12 protein-coding genes are annotated in these 17,866 nt (G+C 45.4%); 5 read left to right on the top strand and 7 right to left on the bottom strand.

All coding sequences use genetic code 11. From position 1 onward, the window contains the following. Positions 1 to 4: 4 nt before the first annotated feature. Positions 5 to 2,722 carry a TonB-dependent receptor gene (locus B7P33_RS03520; RefSeq protein ID WP_097440553.1) on the bottom strand — a complete coding sequence of 906 codons (2,718 nt, stop codon included), beginning with the start codon at positions 2,720 to 2,722 and terminating at the stop codon, positions 5 to 7. Between the two features lie 121 nt (positions 2,723 to 2,843). Between B7P33_RS03520 and B7P33_RS03515 the strand changes: the two genes are divergently transcribed. Then, on the top strand, positions 2,844 to 3,773 hold the full coding sequence (locus tag B7P33_RS03515) for a helix-turn-helix transcriptional regulator (RefSeq protein ID WP_097440552.1): 930 nt from the start codon (positions 2,844 to 2,846) through the stop codon (positions 3,771 to 3,773). 5 nt (positions 3,774 to 3,778) lie between these two features. Here B7P33_RS03515 and B7P33_RS03510 read toward each other — a convergent pair whose 3' ends face one another. Both B7P33_RS03510 and kdsA read right to left on the bottom strand, forming a co-directional pair. Further along, the gene (locus tag B7P33_RS03510) at positions 3,779 to 5,758 is read right to left on the bottom strand and encodes a DUF3857 domain-containing protein (RefSeq protein ID WP_097440551.1); all 1,980 of its coding nucleotides are present in this window, start codon (positions 5,756 to 5,758) and stop codon (positions 3,779 to 3,781) included. A gap of 29 nt (positions 5,759 to 5,787) precedes the next feature. After that, a complete protein-coding gene (kdsA, locus tag B7P33_RS03505; RefSeq protein ID WP_097440550.1) occupies positions 5,788 to 6,606 on the bottom strand; it encodes a 3-deoxy-8-phosphooctulonate synthase in 819 nt (272 codons plus the stop codon). A 72-nt stretch (positions 6,607 to 6,678) separates the two neighbouring features. Here kdsA and B7P33_RS03500 point away from each other — a divergent pair, with 72 nt between their 5' ends. The 3 genes from B7P33_RS03500 to B7P33_RS03490 all read left to right on the top strand — a co-directional run bounded on the left by B7P33_RS03500 (position 6,679) and on the right by B7P33_RS03490 (position 9,719). Beyond that, on the top strand, positions 6,679 to 7,269 hold the full coding sequence (locus tag B7P33_RS03500) for a hypothetical protein (protein ID WP_097440549.1): 591 nt from the start codon (positions 6,679 to 6,681) through the stop codon (positions 7,267 to 7,269). A 318-nt stretch (positions 7,270 to 7,587) separates the two neighbouring features. Beyond that, positions 7,588 to 9,387, top strand: a complete 1,800-nt coding sequence (gene typA / locus B7P33_RS03495) for a translational GTPase TypA (RefSeq protein ID WP_097440548.1) — start codon at positions 7,588 to 7,590, stop codon at positions 9,385 to 9,387. A 107-nt stretch (positions 9,388 to 9,494) separates the two neighbouring features. After that, positions 9,495 to 9,719, top strand: coding sequence for a uroporphyrinogen decarboxylase (locus B7P33_RS03490; RefSeq protein ID WP_097440547.1), 225 nt, complete (start codon positions 9,495 to 9,497; stop codon positions 9,717 to 9,719). Positions 9,720 to 9,742: 23 nt separating this feature from the next. Here B7P33_RS03490 and B7P33_RS03485 read toward each other — a convergent pair whose 3' ends face one another. The 4 genes from B7P33_RS03485 to B7P33_RS03470 all read right to left on the bottom strand — a co-directional run bounded on the left by B7P33_RS03485 (position 9,743) and on the right by B7P33_RS03470 (position 14,484). Next, complete coding sequence (locus tag B7P33_RS03485; protein WP_097440546.1) at positions 9,743 to 11,197, bottom strand: sulfatase family protein; 1,455 nt, start codon at positions 11,195 to 11,197, stop codon at positions 9,743 to 9,745. 12 nt (positions 11,198 to 11,209) lie between these two features. Beyond that, a complete protein-coding gene (locus tag B7P33_RS03480; RefSeq protein WP_097440545.1) occupies positions 11,210 to 12,655 on the bottom strand; it encodes a sulfatase in 1,446 nt (481 codons plus the stop codon). A gap of 118 nt (positions 12,656 to 12,773) precedes the next feature. Next, positions 12,774 to 13,526, bottom strand: coding sequence for a polyphosphate--glucose phosphotransferase (gene ppgK, locus B7P33_RS03475; protein ID WP_097440544.1), 753 nt, complete (start codon positions 13,524 to 13,526; stop codon positions 12,774 to 12,776). 274 nt (positions 13,527 to 13,800) lie between these two features. Further along, positions 13,801 to 14,484 carry a cell division ATP-binding protein FtsE gene (locus tag B7P33_RS03470; RefSeq protein WP_097440784.1) on the bottom strand — a complete coding sequence of 228 codons (684 nt, stop codon included), beginning with the start codon at positions 14,482 to 14,484 and terminating at the stop codon, positions 13,801 to 13,803. A 357-nt stretch (positions 14,485 to 14,841) separates the two neighbouring features. On the opposite strand from B7P33_RS03470, the gene B7P33_RS03465 reads away from it, so the two are divergent. Further along, complete coding sequence (locus B7P33_RS03465) at positions 14,842 to 17,862, top strand: tetratricopeptide repeat protein (protein WP_097440543.1); 3,021 nt, start codon at positions 14,842 to 14,844, stop codon at positions 17,860 to 17,862. Positions 17,863 to 17,866 lie beyond the last annotated feature (4 nt).

The following is a 17,866-nucleotide window of genomic DNA, read 5'->3' as shown; positions in this document are numbered from 1 at the left end:
ATGATTAAAACTTATAAGACACGGTGCCCAACATATTAAAAGGGGCTTGGGCATTAATGGTACTCCAGCCTCTATAGTATTCCTCATCGGAAATATTATTGGCTTTGATACCGATTCTGAATTTCTCGGCATCATAGTATAACGAGGCGTTAAAAATGGTATAGCTAGGTAACTCGAACTGACCAGAAATGGCGTTGTTTAAGGTATAGTGTTCCGAGGCACCATTGAATCCGGCACCAATACCGATCCTACTCAAGAAATCATTGGTAGACTGTATACGGTAATCGGCCCAGAAGTTGTACACCTTTTCAGGCCCGGCCTCTTCGGGTCTATAGCCTTGAATAGGGGTAATGACCTCCCCGGCCAATTTACTATAGGCGTCGGTTACCTCACTGTCGTTATACGAATAGGATGCTCTTAGGTTCATACCTGGGAATGGGTTTGAGTTCACTTCGAGCTCTATACCTTTACTCACGGTCTCGGCGATATCCACGGTTTGAGGTAGTAAGGGTACCCTTGGGTCGGATGTGGCCCTGTCTTTAACATTGATATAGTAGTAACTTACGCCTAAATTTAGCTTGTTACCTACCAAATTAGTCTTTATTCCAGCCTCATATTGATTGGCTTTTACCGGATCTAAGGTGGTTACCCAAGGTTCTGGTGCAACGGTACCATCGGGCCTGATACTGCCAGCAGGGTTGATAATTGGGTTTTGGTTCAAGAAACCAGTTTGGTAATTTCCAAAAACCGACAAACGGTTCATGATAGGTTGGTAAACAAAACCGGCATTGGGCGAAAAGTTGGTTTTGGTATAATCGTCAACTTCAACCGCCTTATTCCCGTCTTGAATAAAGTGATCCAAACGCAAGCCAACGTTAACGGTTAAGTTTGGGGCTACATTGATAACATCAGAAACATAGGCAGCCAAAACCTGTGATCCTACTTTGATATCGTTTACCGGAACCTGGGCAAAAATCTGATCTAGGTTTGCTTTGTTAGGTGTGTATGTGGCCCCAGGGGTAAAGGTACTTTCGATAACGTTGCCACGCGGATCTATAAAGGCATCGAAATACGGAAGGCCTTGATAGGTAGCCTCGGTTTGTTGTCCCAAAGCCTGTAAGGTCGGTACAAATTCAGCTGGTACTGGAGGTGAAGGCGGATTAGCGAAGAACCCTAATAATTGGGGGAAATTAGAGGTAGTGGTCAAAACCGGGTTTCCGCTTTGGTTGCGCGAATGTTCGGCTTTACTCAAATAGTCAAGACCGAATACTACTCGGTTACGCATATCACCGATTTTTACATCGCCCACAAAGTTCTGTTGGATGTTGAAGTTGGTAGCATTGGCATCGCGTTTATCAAAGATACGGGTAAAGGCATCTTGCTGTAATAAGGCGTTGGCCTCGAGCAACATGGGGTTTACCATGGGGCCGAGTATGGGTTGTAAGGGTTCTAAGGCCGGGTTGGTGGTCAATTGCGATAAGAATAGAATGGCCATGGGGCCACCATCGATATTGTACTGATAATATCCTTTAGCTTCAGAATAGTTTAAAGCGGCCACGGTTTGTGAGGTCCAACGATCGGTTAGTTTGTAATCTACAACGGCACGGGTATTCAGTATAGGGCTGGTCAGGTGAATGTCGTCCGAGGTAAAGGATTTATTAGGGTCAACATTCATCTGCTCAATGTTTCTGGATACCATTGGGGCACCACGTCTAAGGAACAACATAGAAGGGTTGGTCTGCTTGGTCCTAGAATACTCAACCCCAAGTTTCAAGGTCAATTTATTGTTGAAACGGTGGGTTAGGGAAGGGGCCACAAAGAAGGTCTCGGTAAACCCGGCATCTTGAAAACTATCTTTGGTCAAGAATGAGGTGGTTACCCTAAAAAAGGTCTTTTCACTAGTGCTAATTGGGGTATTCACATCGGCAGAAATACGATGGGTATTGAAAGACCCTCCGGTATATGTAATTGAACCGCCAAAACCTTCGTATGGCTTTTTGGTCACTACATTGATCAAGCCTCCGAGGGAAGTTTCAGTACTTCCAAAAAGGGTGGCAGATGGTCCTTTGATCACCTCGATACGCTCTATGTAAGAAGGGTCAACCGCACTAAAGGTAAAACCGGGCAGTCCATCGACCAAACGGGGCTGGGTAGCAAAACCACGGGCCGAAAAGTACCCTGTTCCGTTACCGGGAGCCCTACCGGTAGCTTCCCAAAGTTTACCGACACCGGTCGCATTGTTCAAGGCTTCGTCGAAGTTGGTTACTACTTGCGACTCCAGGATCTCTGAGGTTATGGTGGTATACACCTGCGAGTTTTCGATGTCCTTTAACGGAAGTTTCGACACATAGGCGGTTTCTTTACGGGAAAACTTGTTCTGGCGTTCTCCGGTCAGAACTACTTCTTGCAACAATTCGTTTCCTTCGAACAAGGTTTGGGCCTCGAGTTGTAATTGCTGGCCTTCGCTAAGGGCTATGGCTATTTCCTTGTTTTTGAATCCGATATAGCTTAAAGTTAGGCTGTGATTTCCGGCAGGCAAACCCGTTAAGGTAAAATCGCCTTGTTCGTCGGTAAACGTACCTTTGGATAGGGCGCTGATCTGAACGGTTACGCCGGTTAAGGCCTCTCCGTCTGGAGCTGTTATGTTTCCACTGACCGAGGCATTTTGGGCCCAACTTAGCGAGAAACACAATAAAAAAGTAGCGAGTAATGCTAATCTCATGCTATTTAATTTATATTTGGTCTAAATAAAATTCAAAGCGCAAAAGTAATTCCCCATGACTCGATAAAAAGACGGGAACGGGATTAAAAAAGACGCAGGATAAAACCAAGCAAAGCAGCCAATGGGCTTTTTTCAACGATTGACCAAGGAAGTGTTTCGAAGTCAGACCGATATGTTGTATCGCAAGTTCGATATCAATCCGGAAATGGGTAGTGGTATCTACTACGATTATTTTTTTGATGATGTTTATCTCGGGGTAGGGCACATTCAACTTAAGGAAGACATTCGCTTCCAGGCCAAGCAGCGTTACGATGCACTCGAGATGTCGTTTTTGATGGAAGGCGAACTTTCGGTTCAAATGGATCACCCTACCAATTCAGAAATCGTTTATGGCAGTGGTCAATGTTATGCGGTCTATCTATCGGAAATTGCGGGCACTTTTTATTATGGGTCAGGTAAACCGTATAAAGAGATTAAAATAAGGCTAGGAGAGGGGTTTTTGGCCAAACATCGCCTTAAAGAGGGATATCAATTAGACCGGCTGTTAAGTTTGGAGAAGGCCCAGCAACCCTTAATTCGATATATGGAGCCTCACTGTCGTCGACTTTTGGGGGAGCTCATGGAAATAGAACAAAAAGGTAAGGGAAAAAGGTTGTTTTTAGAAGCAAAGATATTGGAGTTGTTATCGGGTTTTTTGGAAAAAAAGGAAGTCGATTATCAAGGACAAGAGGCATTGATCCATAAAGTACATCAGGTACGTGATCTATTGGATGGGTCACCTCAAAAACAATGGCATATACCCGATTTGGCCCGGCAAGTGAATTTGAATGAGTTCGTGCTAAAAAAAGAATTCAAGCGTATATTTCAATCCACCTTGTTCGAATATGCCGCCCATGGCCGTATGGAATTGGCCAAACGTTTGTTGCGTACTACCCAAAAACCGGTCTATGAGATAGCCGAAGAAGTTGGCTATAAAAACGCTACCCATTTTACGGCTGCCTTTAAGAAGCGGGAAGGGGTTACGCCTAAACTTTACAGGAATGTGAAATAGGTGATCTATTTCTTAATAAGCGTGATGGCCGAATTTAAGTGATAATCAGTGACCTTCTGGAATAAGGCTTTAAGTTCACCGTATAGTTCAGTTTTAAAATTCGACTTACGGATCATAAGGCTACTATTTACGACCAAGTGACCTTGCCTCTCCATAAATGTTAGGGTGAAAAGGGCGCCGCCATCAGAGGTTTTAAAGGAAACGTTTTGTGGTAGCGATTCCAAGCTGTAGTTTTCCGGTAGTTTTAAGTCGGCTAAATATTTATAGTTTCGGGTATAGCCAAAATCCACTGGAAAATTACGTTCTGGGGCTTGAAAGGGGTTTTGCTCGAAAAATGGAATTAAGATTGGGTTAATTACGATTACTGGGCCATCATCTAAATCGTCGAATTCATAAGTAAAAGATTCCGAGACCCTTCGGTTGTCCTTAAAACCATCTTCGACTTTATAGGCTTCAATCGAAAAGTTTTCCCCTAATTTGGCTTCGAGTTTTTCCAAACCACTTTTTTCCCCTGTACCCTCAATGATAGCCAAGAAATTGAGTCCGGGATATCCTTTATAGAAGTTTTGGCCTTTGCCTTTGATCAACCCCAGTTCAGGGTCAATTTCGGCCGTAAGACGAACGGCCATATTGCTGTTTTCGGTTTCTACGATTTGTAACCAATGGCTTTCCGTCTTAAAATCCATGATACGACCGTGATAATTTAAGGCTCTAAAGGGAATCATGCCAAAAGGCAGAATATCTTCCGTAGCATCTAGTAAATACGCCTTTCCGTCAATATCTACATGGGCAATGAGATAATTGAAATCGGACATTACCGGGTGATCTTTTTTGGGCAACCCATTATTGCGTGTCGATAGCAAGACGAGTTTTACGTTAAACCCAGCTGCTTTCAAAAAATTGATCAAAGAAAGGTTTATTTCGGCTACATTGCCCAATTGGTTCTCATAGGCAGATTTAACCCTAGTGTCCCTAAAAATCCCATATTTACCGTTCCAGACAAAATGGCGTTGCACTTCTTTATAAATGTCTTGGGCCAGTTGCAGGTCGGGCTGCGGGTTATTTGGGTGTTTTTTTTGAAACAAGGCTTTGAAGTAAGCGTTTTTGCGCATTTGCCGTCCTATGTCCTCATCGTTGCGCAATTCTTTGTCTACATCTTTCCAGCTTTTGGTGTAGTCCTCTTTAAGTCCATCGAAACCTTCGTAGTACGCCATTTCAAAAGCAAGACGGGCCCTATAGTTATCTGCCGATAGCATAAATGGTTCATCGTCGTTTATGGCCGATACGTTTTTCATGGCATAATGCAAAACCTCACAGTCGGCCACCCCCGAATAGCCGGGAAGACTGAAACACTCTCGTTTAATAGTGGCGTCGTTTCGCGATAGGGGTAGACTGCCGATCAATACCCGGTTGTATTTATAGTTTCCAGGAATTTTGGCATTAAATTCGGAGTATAGTTTAGGGAGGTGCGATTGAAAATCCCAACCCGAAAAGTTATAATAGAAAGGGGAGGCAATCTCATAGCTATACTCTACAATACTACCCGGTTTAACATTACCGAGGGTAAATTGTTTTTCTTTCCAGCGTTCGTTTACGTCAATGTCATAGACCTTCTCTATATCGAGAAAAGTTTTCGACGCTCCATTATGTACGATGGCCTTGATTTTTATTACCGATTCGGAACTCCCATTATTATGGTACAAAGGAATGCTAATGTTGGCCTCTTTAAACCCCTCTTTATCCAGTATTTTTATGAGAACATGATAGTTCTTTATGAGTTGTATTCTCGAATGTCTTAGTTCGAAATGATGGTCCCCTCTTTCGTAAAGCACCACGGCATGTGAAAGGCTGTCAGTTGGGGTAGCGGTATATTCTTTTTCTTGAATAGTGGGTTCTCCAAAAGGGCGGTCCCAACCTTTTTGGGCAGTTATTTTTAAGGAAGTTAAGACAAGGCCGCAAAAAAGCAGCAAAACTGTTTTGTACATACGTTGGTTAGGCTAAGTTGGGTTAGGGCCTAAAGCCCGTTTATAGTTTTACGAATAGCGGTAAGGTCGGTCAATAATTTTTCGAGATGGTCTAAATGCAACATATTGGCCCCATCGCTTTTGGCGTTGGCCGGATCAAAATGTGTCTCTATGAACAAACCATCGGTTCCGGCTGCGATTCCGGCCCTGGCTATGGTACTTATCATATCGGGTCGTCCACCGGTTACCCCTGAACTTTGATTGGGTTGTTGTAGGGAGTGGGTCACGTCCAATACTACTGGGGCAAATTGTTTCATGGTAGGGATGCCCCTAAAATCGACCACCATATCTTGGTAGCCGAACATGGTACCCCTATCGGTCACCCATACCTGTTCGTTTTGGCAATCGGTCACTTTTTTGACGGCATGTTGCATGCTCTCCGGGCTCATAAACTGCCCTTTTTTAAGGTTGACCACCTTACCGGTATTTGCGGCGGCCACGACCAAATCGGTCTGGCGCACCAAAAAGGCCGGAATCTGCAGTACATCAACGTATTCGGCGGCCAAGGTGGCATCGGAAACCTCATGAATATCGGTTACCGTGGGTACCCCAAAAGTGTCCGATACTTTTTTTAGGATCTTTAAGGCTTTTTCGTCCCCAATTCCAGTAAAGGAATCGATACGGCTTCGGTTGGCTTTTTTAAAACTTCCTTTAAAGACATAGGGTATCTGCAGCTTTTCGGTGATAGGGACAATGCGCTCGGCAATGCGTAAGGCCATGTCTTCGCCTTCTATGGCGCAAGGCCCGGCCAAAAGGAAAAAATTGTCACTATCGGAATGTTTTAGTTTGGGGATGCGTGAAAGCTGCATATCTTAAAATTTGCACAAAGATAGTGTTTCGGCCGGGTATCCTTTTTAGTTTTAAGGGAAACAAATTGACCTATGATCCAAAAATTACTCCTGATTACGGCCTGTTGTTTTGGCCTATTGTCCCAGGCACAATATGAAAAACGCGGTTCGAACCGCCTGAATATCGAAGCCCATCAAGTCAGTTTCGATTTTATTAGTCCGGGCTTTCGGTACGAGATCGGCATTGTGGGTAGCCTAAGTGCCTCTACTACCCTCGGTTTGGGCAATGCCCTATACGAAGAAGGTTATGCCTTGGGTTTGGCCATGAACAATAGGGTACGTTTCTACCATAATATTCAGCACCGATTGAACCGAGGTAAGAACATTGGAGGTAATTCGGGCAACTATATCGCCGCGGCCCAAGCCATTTTCTTTAGTCAAGTGCGGCTATCAACCAATATAGAAGGGCCAGACGACTTTAATCTTGGGTTTTATGGAATCACCTATGGTATACAGCGGGCCTACCCGAAAGGATTCAATTTTAATGTAGAGTTGGGTGCGGGCTATTATAAGGGCGATGGGGTAGATTCGGGCTGGGGCCCCATGATCAGTATTCAAATGGGGTGGTTGGCCACCAAGCAGAAAAAACGCAAGCCCGATTTTGACCCGAGTAGTTTGGAGTGATAATGCAATTTGGGATTTTTTATCTGAATATTAAGCATTCGATGTCATAAAGGTAGTTGCGTTAGGGATTGAAGTGGAAAACCCACAGGACCGGCCATTTTTGGACGGGCCGAGGATTTGGAACGGAAAGCCCGACCCGAACTAGTTGAGGGGAACGCCCAAAAGATACCTTATATGATGATTTCTATGGTTGTGCTGGTGTAAGTAGCAGGAATACAGGTGTTTAAAAAAATGTTTTTAGGGTTTGCCAAGCCGAAAATAGCCGTATCTTTGTCGCTTGTCAGAAATAGCCTAAGGGCCGATAAATAGAAGGGAAGTATGTCAACTACCAAGAATATTGCCATAATCGCGCACGTAGACCACGGGAAAACTACCCTGGTAGACAAGATTTTATACCACTGTCGTTTGTTCCGTGAGAACGAGAATACCGGCGACCTGATTTTGGACAATAACGATTTGGAACGTGAACGTGGGATTACCATTGTATCGAAAAACGTTTCGGTAACCTATAAAGACACCAAGATCAATATTATCGATACCCCTGGTCACGCCGATTTCGGAGGCGAGGTAGAGCGGGTGTTGAATATGGCCGATGGGGTGTTGTTGTTGGTAGATGCCTTTGAGGGGCCCATGCCACAGACCCGTTTTGTACTGCAAAAGGCGATAGACCTTGGGTTAAAGCCTTGCGTGGTGGTAAACAAGGTAGATAAAGAGAACTGTACCCCGGAAGAGGTACATGAAAAGGTGTTCGATCTTATGTTCGAGTTGGGTGCCGAAGAATGGCAGCTCGATTTCCCGACCGTGTACGGATCGGCCAAGAATAATTGGATGAGCGAAGACTGGCAGAAACCCACCGATTCCATTGAACCATTATTGGATATGGTCTTGGAGCATATACCCAGTTTTGAAGCCAAGGAGGGCAATACCCAAATGTTGATTACCTCTTTGGATTATAGCTCTTTTACCGGGCGTATCGCCATTGGGCGTTTGACCCGTGGAACTTTGAAGGAGAACCAACAGGTGACCTTGATAAAAAGGGATGGTTCGCAGGTAAAAAGTAAGATTAAGGAACTACATATTTTCGAAGGCCTTGGCCGTAAAAAAGTGACCGAGGTAGCCGTAGGCGATATTTGTGCCGTGGTAGGATTGGAAGGCTTTGAAATTGGTGATACCATTGCTGATCTAGAGAATCCGGAAGGTTTAAAGACCATAGCCATAGACGAGCCTACCATGAGTATGTTGTTTACCATTAACGATAGTCCGTTTTTTGGAAAGGACGGTAAGTTCGTGACCTCGCGACATATAAAGGAACGGCTCGAAAAAGAATTGGAGAAAAACCTGGCCCTAAGGGTACAGGAAACCGATAGCGCCGATCGTTTTATGGTGTTTGGCCGTGGGGTATTGCACCTTTCGGTATTGATCGAGACCATGCGTAGGGAAGGATACGAACTACAGATCGGACAGCCCCAGGTAATTATTAAGGAGGTAGATGGTGTTAAATGTGAGCCCGTTGAGCATTTGACCATTGACTTGCCTGAGGAAGTATCGGGTAAGGCCGTAGAAATGGTATCGGTACGTAAGGGTGAGATGAAGAGTATGGAGGCCAAGGGCAGCCGTATGTTGATCGAGTTCGAGATTCCGTCGCGTGGTATCATAGGTCTACGAAACCAATTGCTTACCGCAACTGCTGGTGAAGCCATTATGGCCCACCGCTTTTTGGAGTACCAACCTTTAAAAGGCGATATTCCGCAACGTATCAACGGATCTTTGGTAAGTATGGAGAACGGTAAGGCCATTCCGTATTCCATAGATAAACTTCAAGAGCGCGGAAAGTTTTTTATTGATCCGGGAGAAGATATTTACGAAGGTCAGGTAATCGGTGAGAACTCACGAGGCGATGATATGACCGTTAATGTTACCAAGACCAAAAAACTATCCAACGTACGTTCTGCCGGGGCCGATGATAAGGCCAAAATCGTACCGGCCATAAAATTCTCATTGGAAGAGGCCTTGGAATACATCCAAAAAGATGAATATGTTGAGGTTACCCCGAATTACTTGCGTTTGCGTAAGATTTTTTTAAAGGAGGTAGATCGCAAACGTAATAAGATAACCTAAGAGACAATAGAAGTTTTATAAAAAGGGAGTCTGTATAGATTCCCTTTTTTTTACGACTTAGTTTAACAATGCAAAAAGCCCGTTCTTAACGGCAAAATTTGGTGGAAATGGAACTATTTGGAATCACGTTAACCGAATGGGTCGGTTATGCAGCCTCCTTGGGGGTATTGCTTTCTTTTTTAATGAAGGATATCAAAAAGCTACGCATGGTAAATTCGGTTGGTTGTGCCCTTTTCGTGGCCTACGGTTTTATGCTTGATATCTCATGGCCCGTGGTCATCACCAATTTGGCCATTCTGGGGGTGAATGGGTATTATTTTTTGAAGGGGTGATCAGTTGTTTGATCAAACCGTTGTTATTTTTCAGAATCCATGCTGGCTTTTACCCTATCGTATTCCGGGGCTATACATTTATGGGCCCCGCGCCTTTCCATAACACATTTTAAGGCCAGGTCCGATTCTGGTATTTGACCTTGATCCCCTGTTTCGGCGATCCATTGGAACAAAAGCTTTCTGTGTTGCTCCAGTTCGTTTTTGTAGTTGGGGTCTTGGGCCAGATTGTGTATCTCATGGGGGTCATTTTCGAGATCGTATAGTTCCTCCGGGGCTTTGGTTGGACCGAAGAACAACAATTGGGTGGTATTCATTTCCCCGGCGGCCATCATGGCCCTGAATTTTTTACTTACTGGCCAAGGGTCTTTATAGCTCGGTTGCATATAGGGGCGTTCGGGGTAATAGTTTAAAAGGTATTTGTACTTAGGGGTTATAACGGCCCTAATTTTATCTATGGTCTCGTCGCAGCGGTCGCGGGCCGCGATAACATGGGTTCTTTCTTGGTATGTAGCACTTAAAATATCGCGGCCTTCCATACTTGCCGGAATGCCAATACCCGCTACGGCCAATGAGGTTGCACTGATATCAATGCCACTGATCAAATCGCTGTTGATTTGTTGCCCATTAATACCTGGGCCACTTAAGACGAATGGCAAACGGATACCGCCTTCGTATAGGAATTGTTTATGACGGTGCAGTTTCATGCCATGGTCGCTGAACATAAAGATTACCGTATTCTCATAGAGTCCATTTTCTTTGAGGTAGTCAATAATTTGACCCACTTGTTTGTCGGTTTCCAGAAGGCAATCGTAATGATGGGCGATTTCTTTTCTGACCTCAGCAACATCTGGATAATAAGGTGGAACGCTAACGGTACTGGGGTCAATTATTTTTGGAGCCCTATTTCTAAGTTTACCACCACCTAACTGAATCTGCCCGAAAAAGGGTTTGCCGTCGGTATTCCCAGCCAGACATTCCCCGTTTATGAATTTTTGAAGCCCCCATGGTTTTGGGTTGTAATAGTCGTAAAAGGCTTTGGCATCCCATTCAAAGTTATAGTCATCTTTATTACCATCGTTAAAGGTCCAATAACCGGCCTGTTTAAAACGGATAGGTAGGGGAACCACATGGTCGGGCAGTTCATTTTTATCGTATTCGTCATATTGTAACCCTCGGAAATTCGATCGGGCCGATCTATGGTGATGGGCCCCTATACTGGTTTGCATCATCCCGGTGACCACGGCAGATCTGGAGGGGGAACATACCCCGGCCGTGGCATAATAGCGGTCGAACCGAATACCCGATTGTGCCAAGGCATCCATATTCGGGGTTTGGATCAGGGTGTCGCCATAGCTACTGAACCAGCCACTGACATCTTCCAAATAGATCCAAAGTACATTGGGTCTTTCAGCTTTTTCTTGGGCCTGGGAAATGGAGAGGGTACTCAAGAATACAGCAAGGGTAATAACATATTTCATAGTGCGGACGGCTTATCGGGATTTAAAATGAGGGTTGGTTACGGAAGGAATATCGGCATCGGTCGTTTTTAACCAATGCTGAAGTTCTTGGTTTAGCTTTTTTGCCAGTTTGGGCTTGCTCTTCGAAAGTTCTTGGGTCTCGTTGGGGTCTTTTCCGATATGGAATAGTTCATACGAACCGTATTCATGGTAATAGATCAACTTCCAGTCGCCTTTCATGATCGCACTGGCGGGTACGGCGCGCCATAGTAATTCTTTTGAACCATAAATGGGTAAAACACGGTCCGATGGCCAACCTTGTTTGCTGGTATCCTTTCCTTCAAGATAAAGGGGGTAATGCCAGAAAATGGCCCGCTCCTCTCTTTTTTCACCTCTTAGGGTGGACACGAAAGACTGTCCGTCTATGGGTTGTGTGTTAGGTAATTCGGCACCAGCTAATTCGGCCAGACTCGGCATTAGGTCCACCCCGGTGATCGGATCGTCGCTTTGGCTACCCGGTCTTATAACCGATGGCCAAACTGCTGCGGCAAAGGTTCGGATGCCTCCTTCGTATAGACTTCCCTTGGCTCCGCGTAAAGGGGCGTTTGAGGTAATGTGTCCGGCCCCACCATTGTCGGAGGTCAGTACGACCAAGGTGTTGCTGGCGAGTCCCAATTGGGTGATTTTTTGCCGTAAAGCCCCAATGGCCGTATCGGCTTCTTCGAGCATGGCTGCATAGGTAGGGTTCCAACGGATCGATTTGTCGGGCCATTGCTGCCATTTGGCTTTGTATTTGGCTACTAAATGGGGTTTGGCCACAATGGGGGTATGTACTTCCCAAAGGGGGAAATACAGGAAAAAGGGTTGCTTTTGATGCTTTTCCATAAAATCGAAAGCACCTTGTACCATACGGTCTGTGGCCGTAGTATCGTTATAATATCTTTTTTCGGAGGAGTCTACCCCGTCTTGGGTCGATAGGCCAAAGCCTTGCTTATTCGGACCCAAATGCCATTTGCCGATGCGGGCGGTGGCATATCCGGCATTTTCCAGCATCTCGGCAATGGAAATGGTTTTGGGGTCGAGTTGGGTGCGGATGTCCATCCCAAAGTTATTTTTCCCGTTCGATTTCATGGGGGCTGCAAATCGCATGGCATTTGCTGGACCTTTGGCCCAACCGCTGGGTTGGTAGATTTTGGTACGCGGGGTATACATACCACTGACCAAACAGGCCCTACTTGGCGCGCAATTGGGACCGCCAGGATAGAAACGGTTTAAAGTCATACCCTCTTGGGCCATTTGCAGCATATTGGGCAATTCGTAAAATCCGTTTTGTGCCGCAACTTGGGTCACATCGGCCCAGGCCATATCATCGACCATGATAAAGATGACATTGGGTCGTTCGGAATTTTGACTATAAAGCCCTAAGACAAAAAGGAGTGTTAAACAACTAGATAGTATTCTGGAAGCAAATTGGTTCATAGGGTCATACGGATTAGGGGTTGGATAAATATAACTGATTTATCAAAACTGTGTCCGTTTGACACTGAAAATGACCAAAGGTTTAAGGATGTAAAGAATTTTTTTTAGCGCCTATGCATTACTTCACAGGCCACTCACCAGGAGGGCACATGGCCGCGGCACCGATAATTCCGGCATGGTTCTTTAGTTGGGCAGGTACCACCGGGGTAGGAATGGTAATCCCGGCTTCAAACTTGGCCCAATCTTTAGAGGCGCCACCCCCTACGATAATAAGATCAGGAGATACGATCAAGTCTATATACTGTAAAAATTTATTGAAGCGTTTCACCCATTTTTTATAGCTGAGGCCTTCGCGGTCTTTGGCCGATCCTGCGGCCCAGAGCTCTATTTTCGAATATTCCTTGTAAGGTAATTGTCCCAATTCAAAATTGGGTATCAATTCACCGTTCCAAAATACCCCGCTACCCAATCCGGTTCCAATGGTTATCATAACCACCAAGCCATCTACATCGAGTCCGGCACCATAGCGAATTTCGGCAAAGGCGGCCGCATCGGCATCGTTAACCACGGTAAAAGGTAAGCCTGTGGCCGCATTGAACACCTCGGCTACATTTTGGCCCACCCAGCTTGGGTCTAGGTTGCCTGCCGAGTTGCAGACCCCTTTTTTCAAGGAGGTTGGAAAACCACAACCCACGGGGCCATGGTAATCGAAATGGTCAACAATTTCTTTTATAGCGCCAGCCATGCCTTCGGGATTACGGGTTTCGGGCGTGGGTACCCTAAAGCGGTCAGAAACACGTTCGCCTGTAATAATATCTACCAAGGCGCCCTTCATACCACTGCCCCCTATATCGATTCCCAAAATATTCATGGTCGGTTGTTTTGCCCTCAAAGAAACGAAAAAGTTTTGGAAACCTTATTTCACTGGTTTGGGGTAAAACATAGCTTTTTGAGGCTATAGTGTTTAGGGTTTTTAATTTGAAAGGTATCGCTAATGCTTTGGAGTCTTACTTAGAAGGCTTTATGATCATTGGGCGGGATGGCCGAGTCCGATCAAGGTGAAAACACATGATTTTCGGATAAACCTCTTTGTCTTTGTTCTAATATCAATGAGCGAAGCGGTCTTTTATCTTTAATTGGAATGCCTAAACACTTTTTTGAACGACCTCGAATACCTTGCCTTCATCGCACTTCAGGGTTTTGGCCGGAAACTTCAGTATTAAGGCATAGTCGTGGGTGGCCATTAGAATACTCCGGCCGCTTTGGTGTATTTCTTGCAGCACCTTCATTACTTCTACACTGGTCTGTGGATCCAAGTTTCCGGTGGGTTCATCGGCAATGATCAATTCCGGGTCGTTCAGCAAGGCCCGGGCAATGGCCACCCGTTGTTGTTCACCACCTGATAACTCGTGCGGGAATTTAAAGTCTTTGGTGTCCATGGCCACCTTTTCCAAGACCTCCTTGATACGGGCATCCATTTTTTCTTTGTCCTTCCAGCCAGTGGCCTTAAGAACAAAGCGCAGGTTTTGATCGATATTACGGTCGGGTAACAGTTTAAAATCTTGAAAGACCACCCCCAGCTTTCGGCGTAAAAAAGGGATATCGGACTCCGGTAGTTTTTCCAAATCGAACCCGGCTACCTGTCCTGTTCCTTCCTGCAGCGGAATATCGGCATAAAGGGTTTTCATAAAACTACTTTTTCCGCTTCCCGTTTTTCCGATAAGGTACACAAACTCACCCTGGCGCATTTCTACATTGACATCCTGTAAAATAAGATTGTCTTTCTGAAAAATCGAGGCTTGGTCTAATCGGACAATGGTTTCGGACATGCTGGTACGCTGAGGTTTGTATGTGCTAATATAGGGTGTTTTTCCATCTGTAAAAAGTAGGTTGCCCGGCATTTGTAGATCAGCTGTGCTTGCCCGTTAAACCAATGGCTTAAATTTTGATGTTATTGCGGATTTTTGGTTGTTTTAGGAAACTATCTTATAGCGCCAAGGCTTTGTTAACAATTTCTTAAAATAGTTGTGAAAATAGGCCTTGGCATACTTAATGGGGTATCTTTCCGTTATAAGACCGAGCCGTTAATATTAACCATGAGAACGCTATAAACCGGCAATATTCTGGCCAAAGATGTTGGCCCAGGTATGGTAGGTTTGTCAGCCTATTTGAAAAGATAGCTATACATGAAACACTTTGCCACGGTTATCCTGTTCCTAGTAACGGGATTTCTGCATTGGGCCCATGGGCAAGAGACCGCAATCTATACCCATGCCGATAAAGACTACCAAAAGGCCCTTGATCTTTACAACAACAAGCAGTACCAAGCTTCCCAAGCCATTTTTAGAAGGGTAGGGGCTGTCTCTGAAGATCCCGAGGTTCAGGCCAATAGTGCCTATTATGTGGCCAATGCGGCCATACGCTTAAACCAGACCGGCGCCGATAAACTTATGGAAAGCTTTGTTGAACGCTATCCGACCTCCACCAAACGTAATACCGCCTTTATGGATGTGGCCGACTATTATTTTGAGACGGGCAAGTATCCGTATGCCTTAAAATGGTATCGCAAGGCCGATGTACGTTCGTTGGGTCAAAAAGATCGTGAACGTTTCGATTTCAATAATGGTTACGCCCTGTTTAACGGGAAAAACTACAAAGGGGCCGAACAATACTTCAATAAGGTCTCGCATACCGAGACCTATGGTTCCCAGGCCAAGTATTATTTGGGCTATATGGCTTATGAGCAAGACGATTACGATACGGCCAACCAGCGATTCGACCAAATACAAGATCCCGAACTTTTAGAGGAAAAGCTCTCCTACTACCAGGCCGACATGAATTTTAAACTGGGTAAGTTTGAAGAAGCCATTCGATTGGCCAAACAACATTTACCCAAGGCCGATCGCAAGGAAATCTCAGAGCTCAATAAAATCATAGGCGAAAGTTATTTTAACCTAAAACAATATGGTGAGGCTGTGCCTTACCTTGAAAAATACAAAGGAAAACGGGGTAAATGGAGCAATACCGATTACTACCTTTTGGGATATTCGCATTACAAACAAGGCGATTATGCCGGGGCCATTGGTCAGTTCAATAAAATTGTGGGCGGTACCAATGCGGTGGCCCAGAATGCCTATTACCATTTGGCCGAGTGTTATTTAAAGCTCGATAAAAAACAGGAGGCTTTGAACGCCTTTCGAAATGCGAGCCAGATGGATTTTTCTGCGGAGATTACCAAAGATGCCCATCTGAATTATGCCAAATTGGGCTACGAAGTTGGGAATCCGTACGAATCGGTTCCGGAGACCTTGATGGCCTATTTAAAAAAATATCCAGACGACCCCCAAGAAGATAAGATCAAAGAACTGTTGGTAGATAGTTATGTAAGCTCGGGCAACTACGAGGGCGCTTTGGAACTGTTGGATAAGAACAGAGGGTTCGCCACGGATGCCGTGTACCAAAAAGTAGCCTTTTTAAGGGCCTCTGAACTGTTTTATGAGAATAATTATCTGGACGCTTTCACCTATTTCGAAAAGGCAAGAGCGGTTGCGGCCGATCCTACCTACACCGCACGTAGCCAATATTGGGAGGCCGAGTCTTTATATGTGTTGGGCCGTTACCCCGAGGCGGTAAATGGCTTTGAGGGCTTTAAACGAGCCGGGGACCAAGGGTTGGAAGAATGGGCCCAGGTAGACTATCAGCTGGGCTATGCCCATTACAAACAAAAAGCCTATGCCGAGGCCGGGGACGCTTTTAAAAATTTTACCGACCGCAATGCGGCCTTGGCCGACCTGCAAAATGACGGGCTCATGCGCTTGGCCGATTGTTATTTTGTGACCAGCAAATATTGGCCTGCTCTGGAGACCTATAATCTGGTGCTGTCAAAACCGGGGGCTTCGGGCAAAGACTATGCCACCTACCAAAAAGCCCTTTCCTATGGTTTTGTAGACCGGGTGGAGAAAAAAATAGGGGAACTACGAGGATTTGATGCCCGCTATCCGAAATCGCGCTTTAAGGAAGAAGCCCTTTTCGAGTTGGGCAATACCTATATTAAAAAAGGCGACCGCGGACAAGGCCTACAGATTTATGACAAAATCGTGCGTCAGTTCCCGAAAAGTAAGGTGGCCCCCAAGGCATTGATGCGAAAAGGCTTGACCCAATACAATGCCAACCAAAACGAGGCGGCATTAAACACCTTTAAACAAGTTGTGGCTAAATATCCGGGTACCCAAGAGGCCGTTCAGGCAGTATCGTCGGCCAAATTGGTCTATGTAGACCTGGGACGGGTAGGCGAATATGCCGATTGGGCCAAAGGGCTCGATTTTGTAGAAGTCTCCGATGCCGAATTGGACGAGGCCAGTTTTGAGGCTGCCAATAGGGCCTTGGCCGAAGGCAAGGAAAAAACAGCTATTAAACAAATGGAGGCCTATGTGGCGCAATTTCCGAATGGACTGCATGCCATGGAGGCCCGTTTTAACCTGGCGCAACTCTATTTCGGAAAAGGTGAATACGACAAAGCCTTGACTCATTTTAAGTTGGTGGGCGATAGCTCTAATGAATATAGCGAACAGGCCTTAACAAGAACTTGTGAGATTTATATTGGCAAGGAAGATTATGGCGCGGCCATGCCTTATTTACATCAGTTGGAGACTACGGCATTAATCCCGCAGAATGTCAGTTTTGCCCAATCCAACCTAATGAAAGGGTATTACGGTCAAAAACAGTACGACAAAACCTTGGAGTATGCCCAAAAGGTATTGGCCAGTCCCGGAATAGACGACCGGATCAAGGCCGATGCCCATACCATGATCGCCCGTTCGGCCCGGGAAACCGGCGATATGTCCCGCGCCCGTGAAGCCTACACCGAAGTATTGAAATTCGCCAAAGGAGGCGAGGCTGCAGAGGCCTTATACTATGATGCCTATTTTAAAAACCAGCATCAAGATTTTGAAGAGTCTAATGCGGCCGTACAAAAATTGGCCAAGGAATATTCCGGTTATAAAGAATGGGGTGGTAAAGGTTTGGTGTTAATGGCCCAGAACTTTTATGCCCTGGGCGATGCTTTTCAAGCAACCTATATTTTGGAAAGTGTCATCAAGAATTTTGCCGACTATCAAGAAATCACCGAAAAGGCACAGACCGAACTGTCCAAGATCAAAACCAAGGAGGCGATGACCAATTCCTCCGTGAACCCCAATGAGAACTAATATG

It is taken from the genome of Sediminicola luteus, assembly GCF_002514735.1.
In the GTDB taxonomy this organism is placed as follows: Bacteria; Bacteroidota; Bacteroidia; order Flavobacteriales; family Flavobacteriaceae; genus HQA918.
Note: the sequence above shows the minus strand (reverse complement) of the source record. Positions and strands in the feature narration are given on the sequence as shown.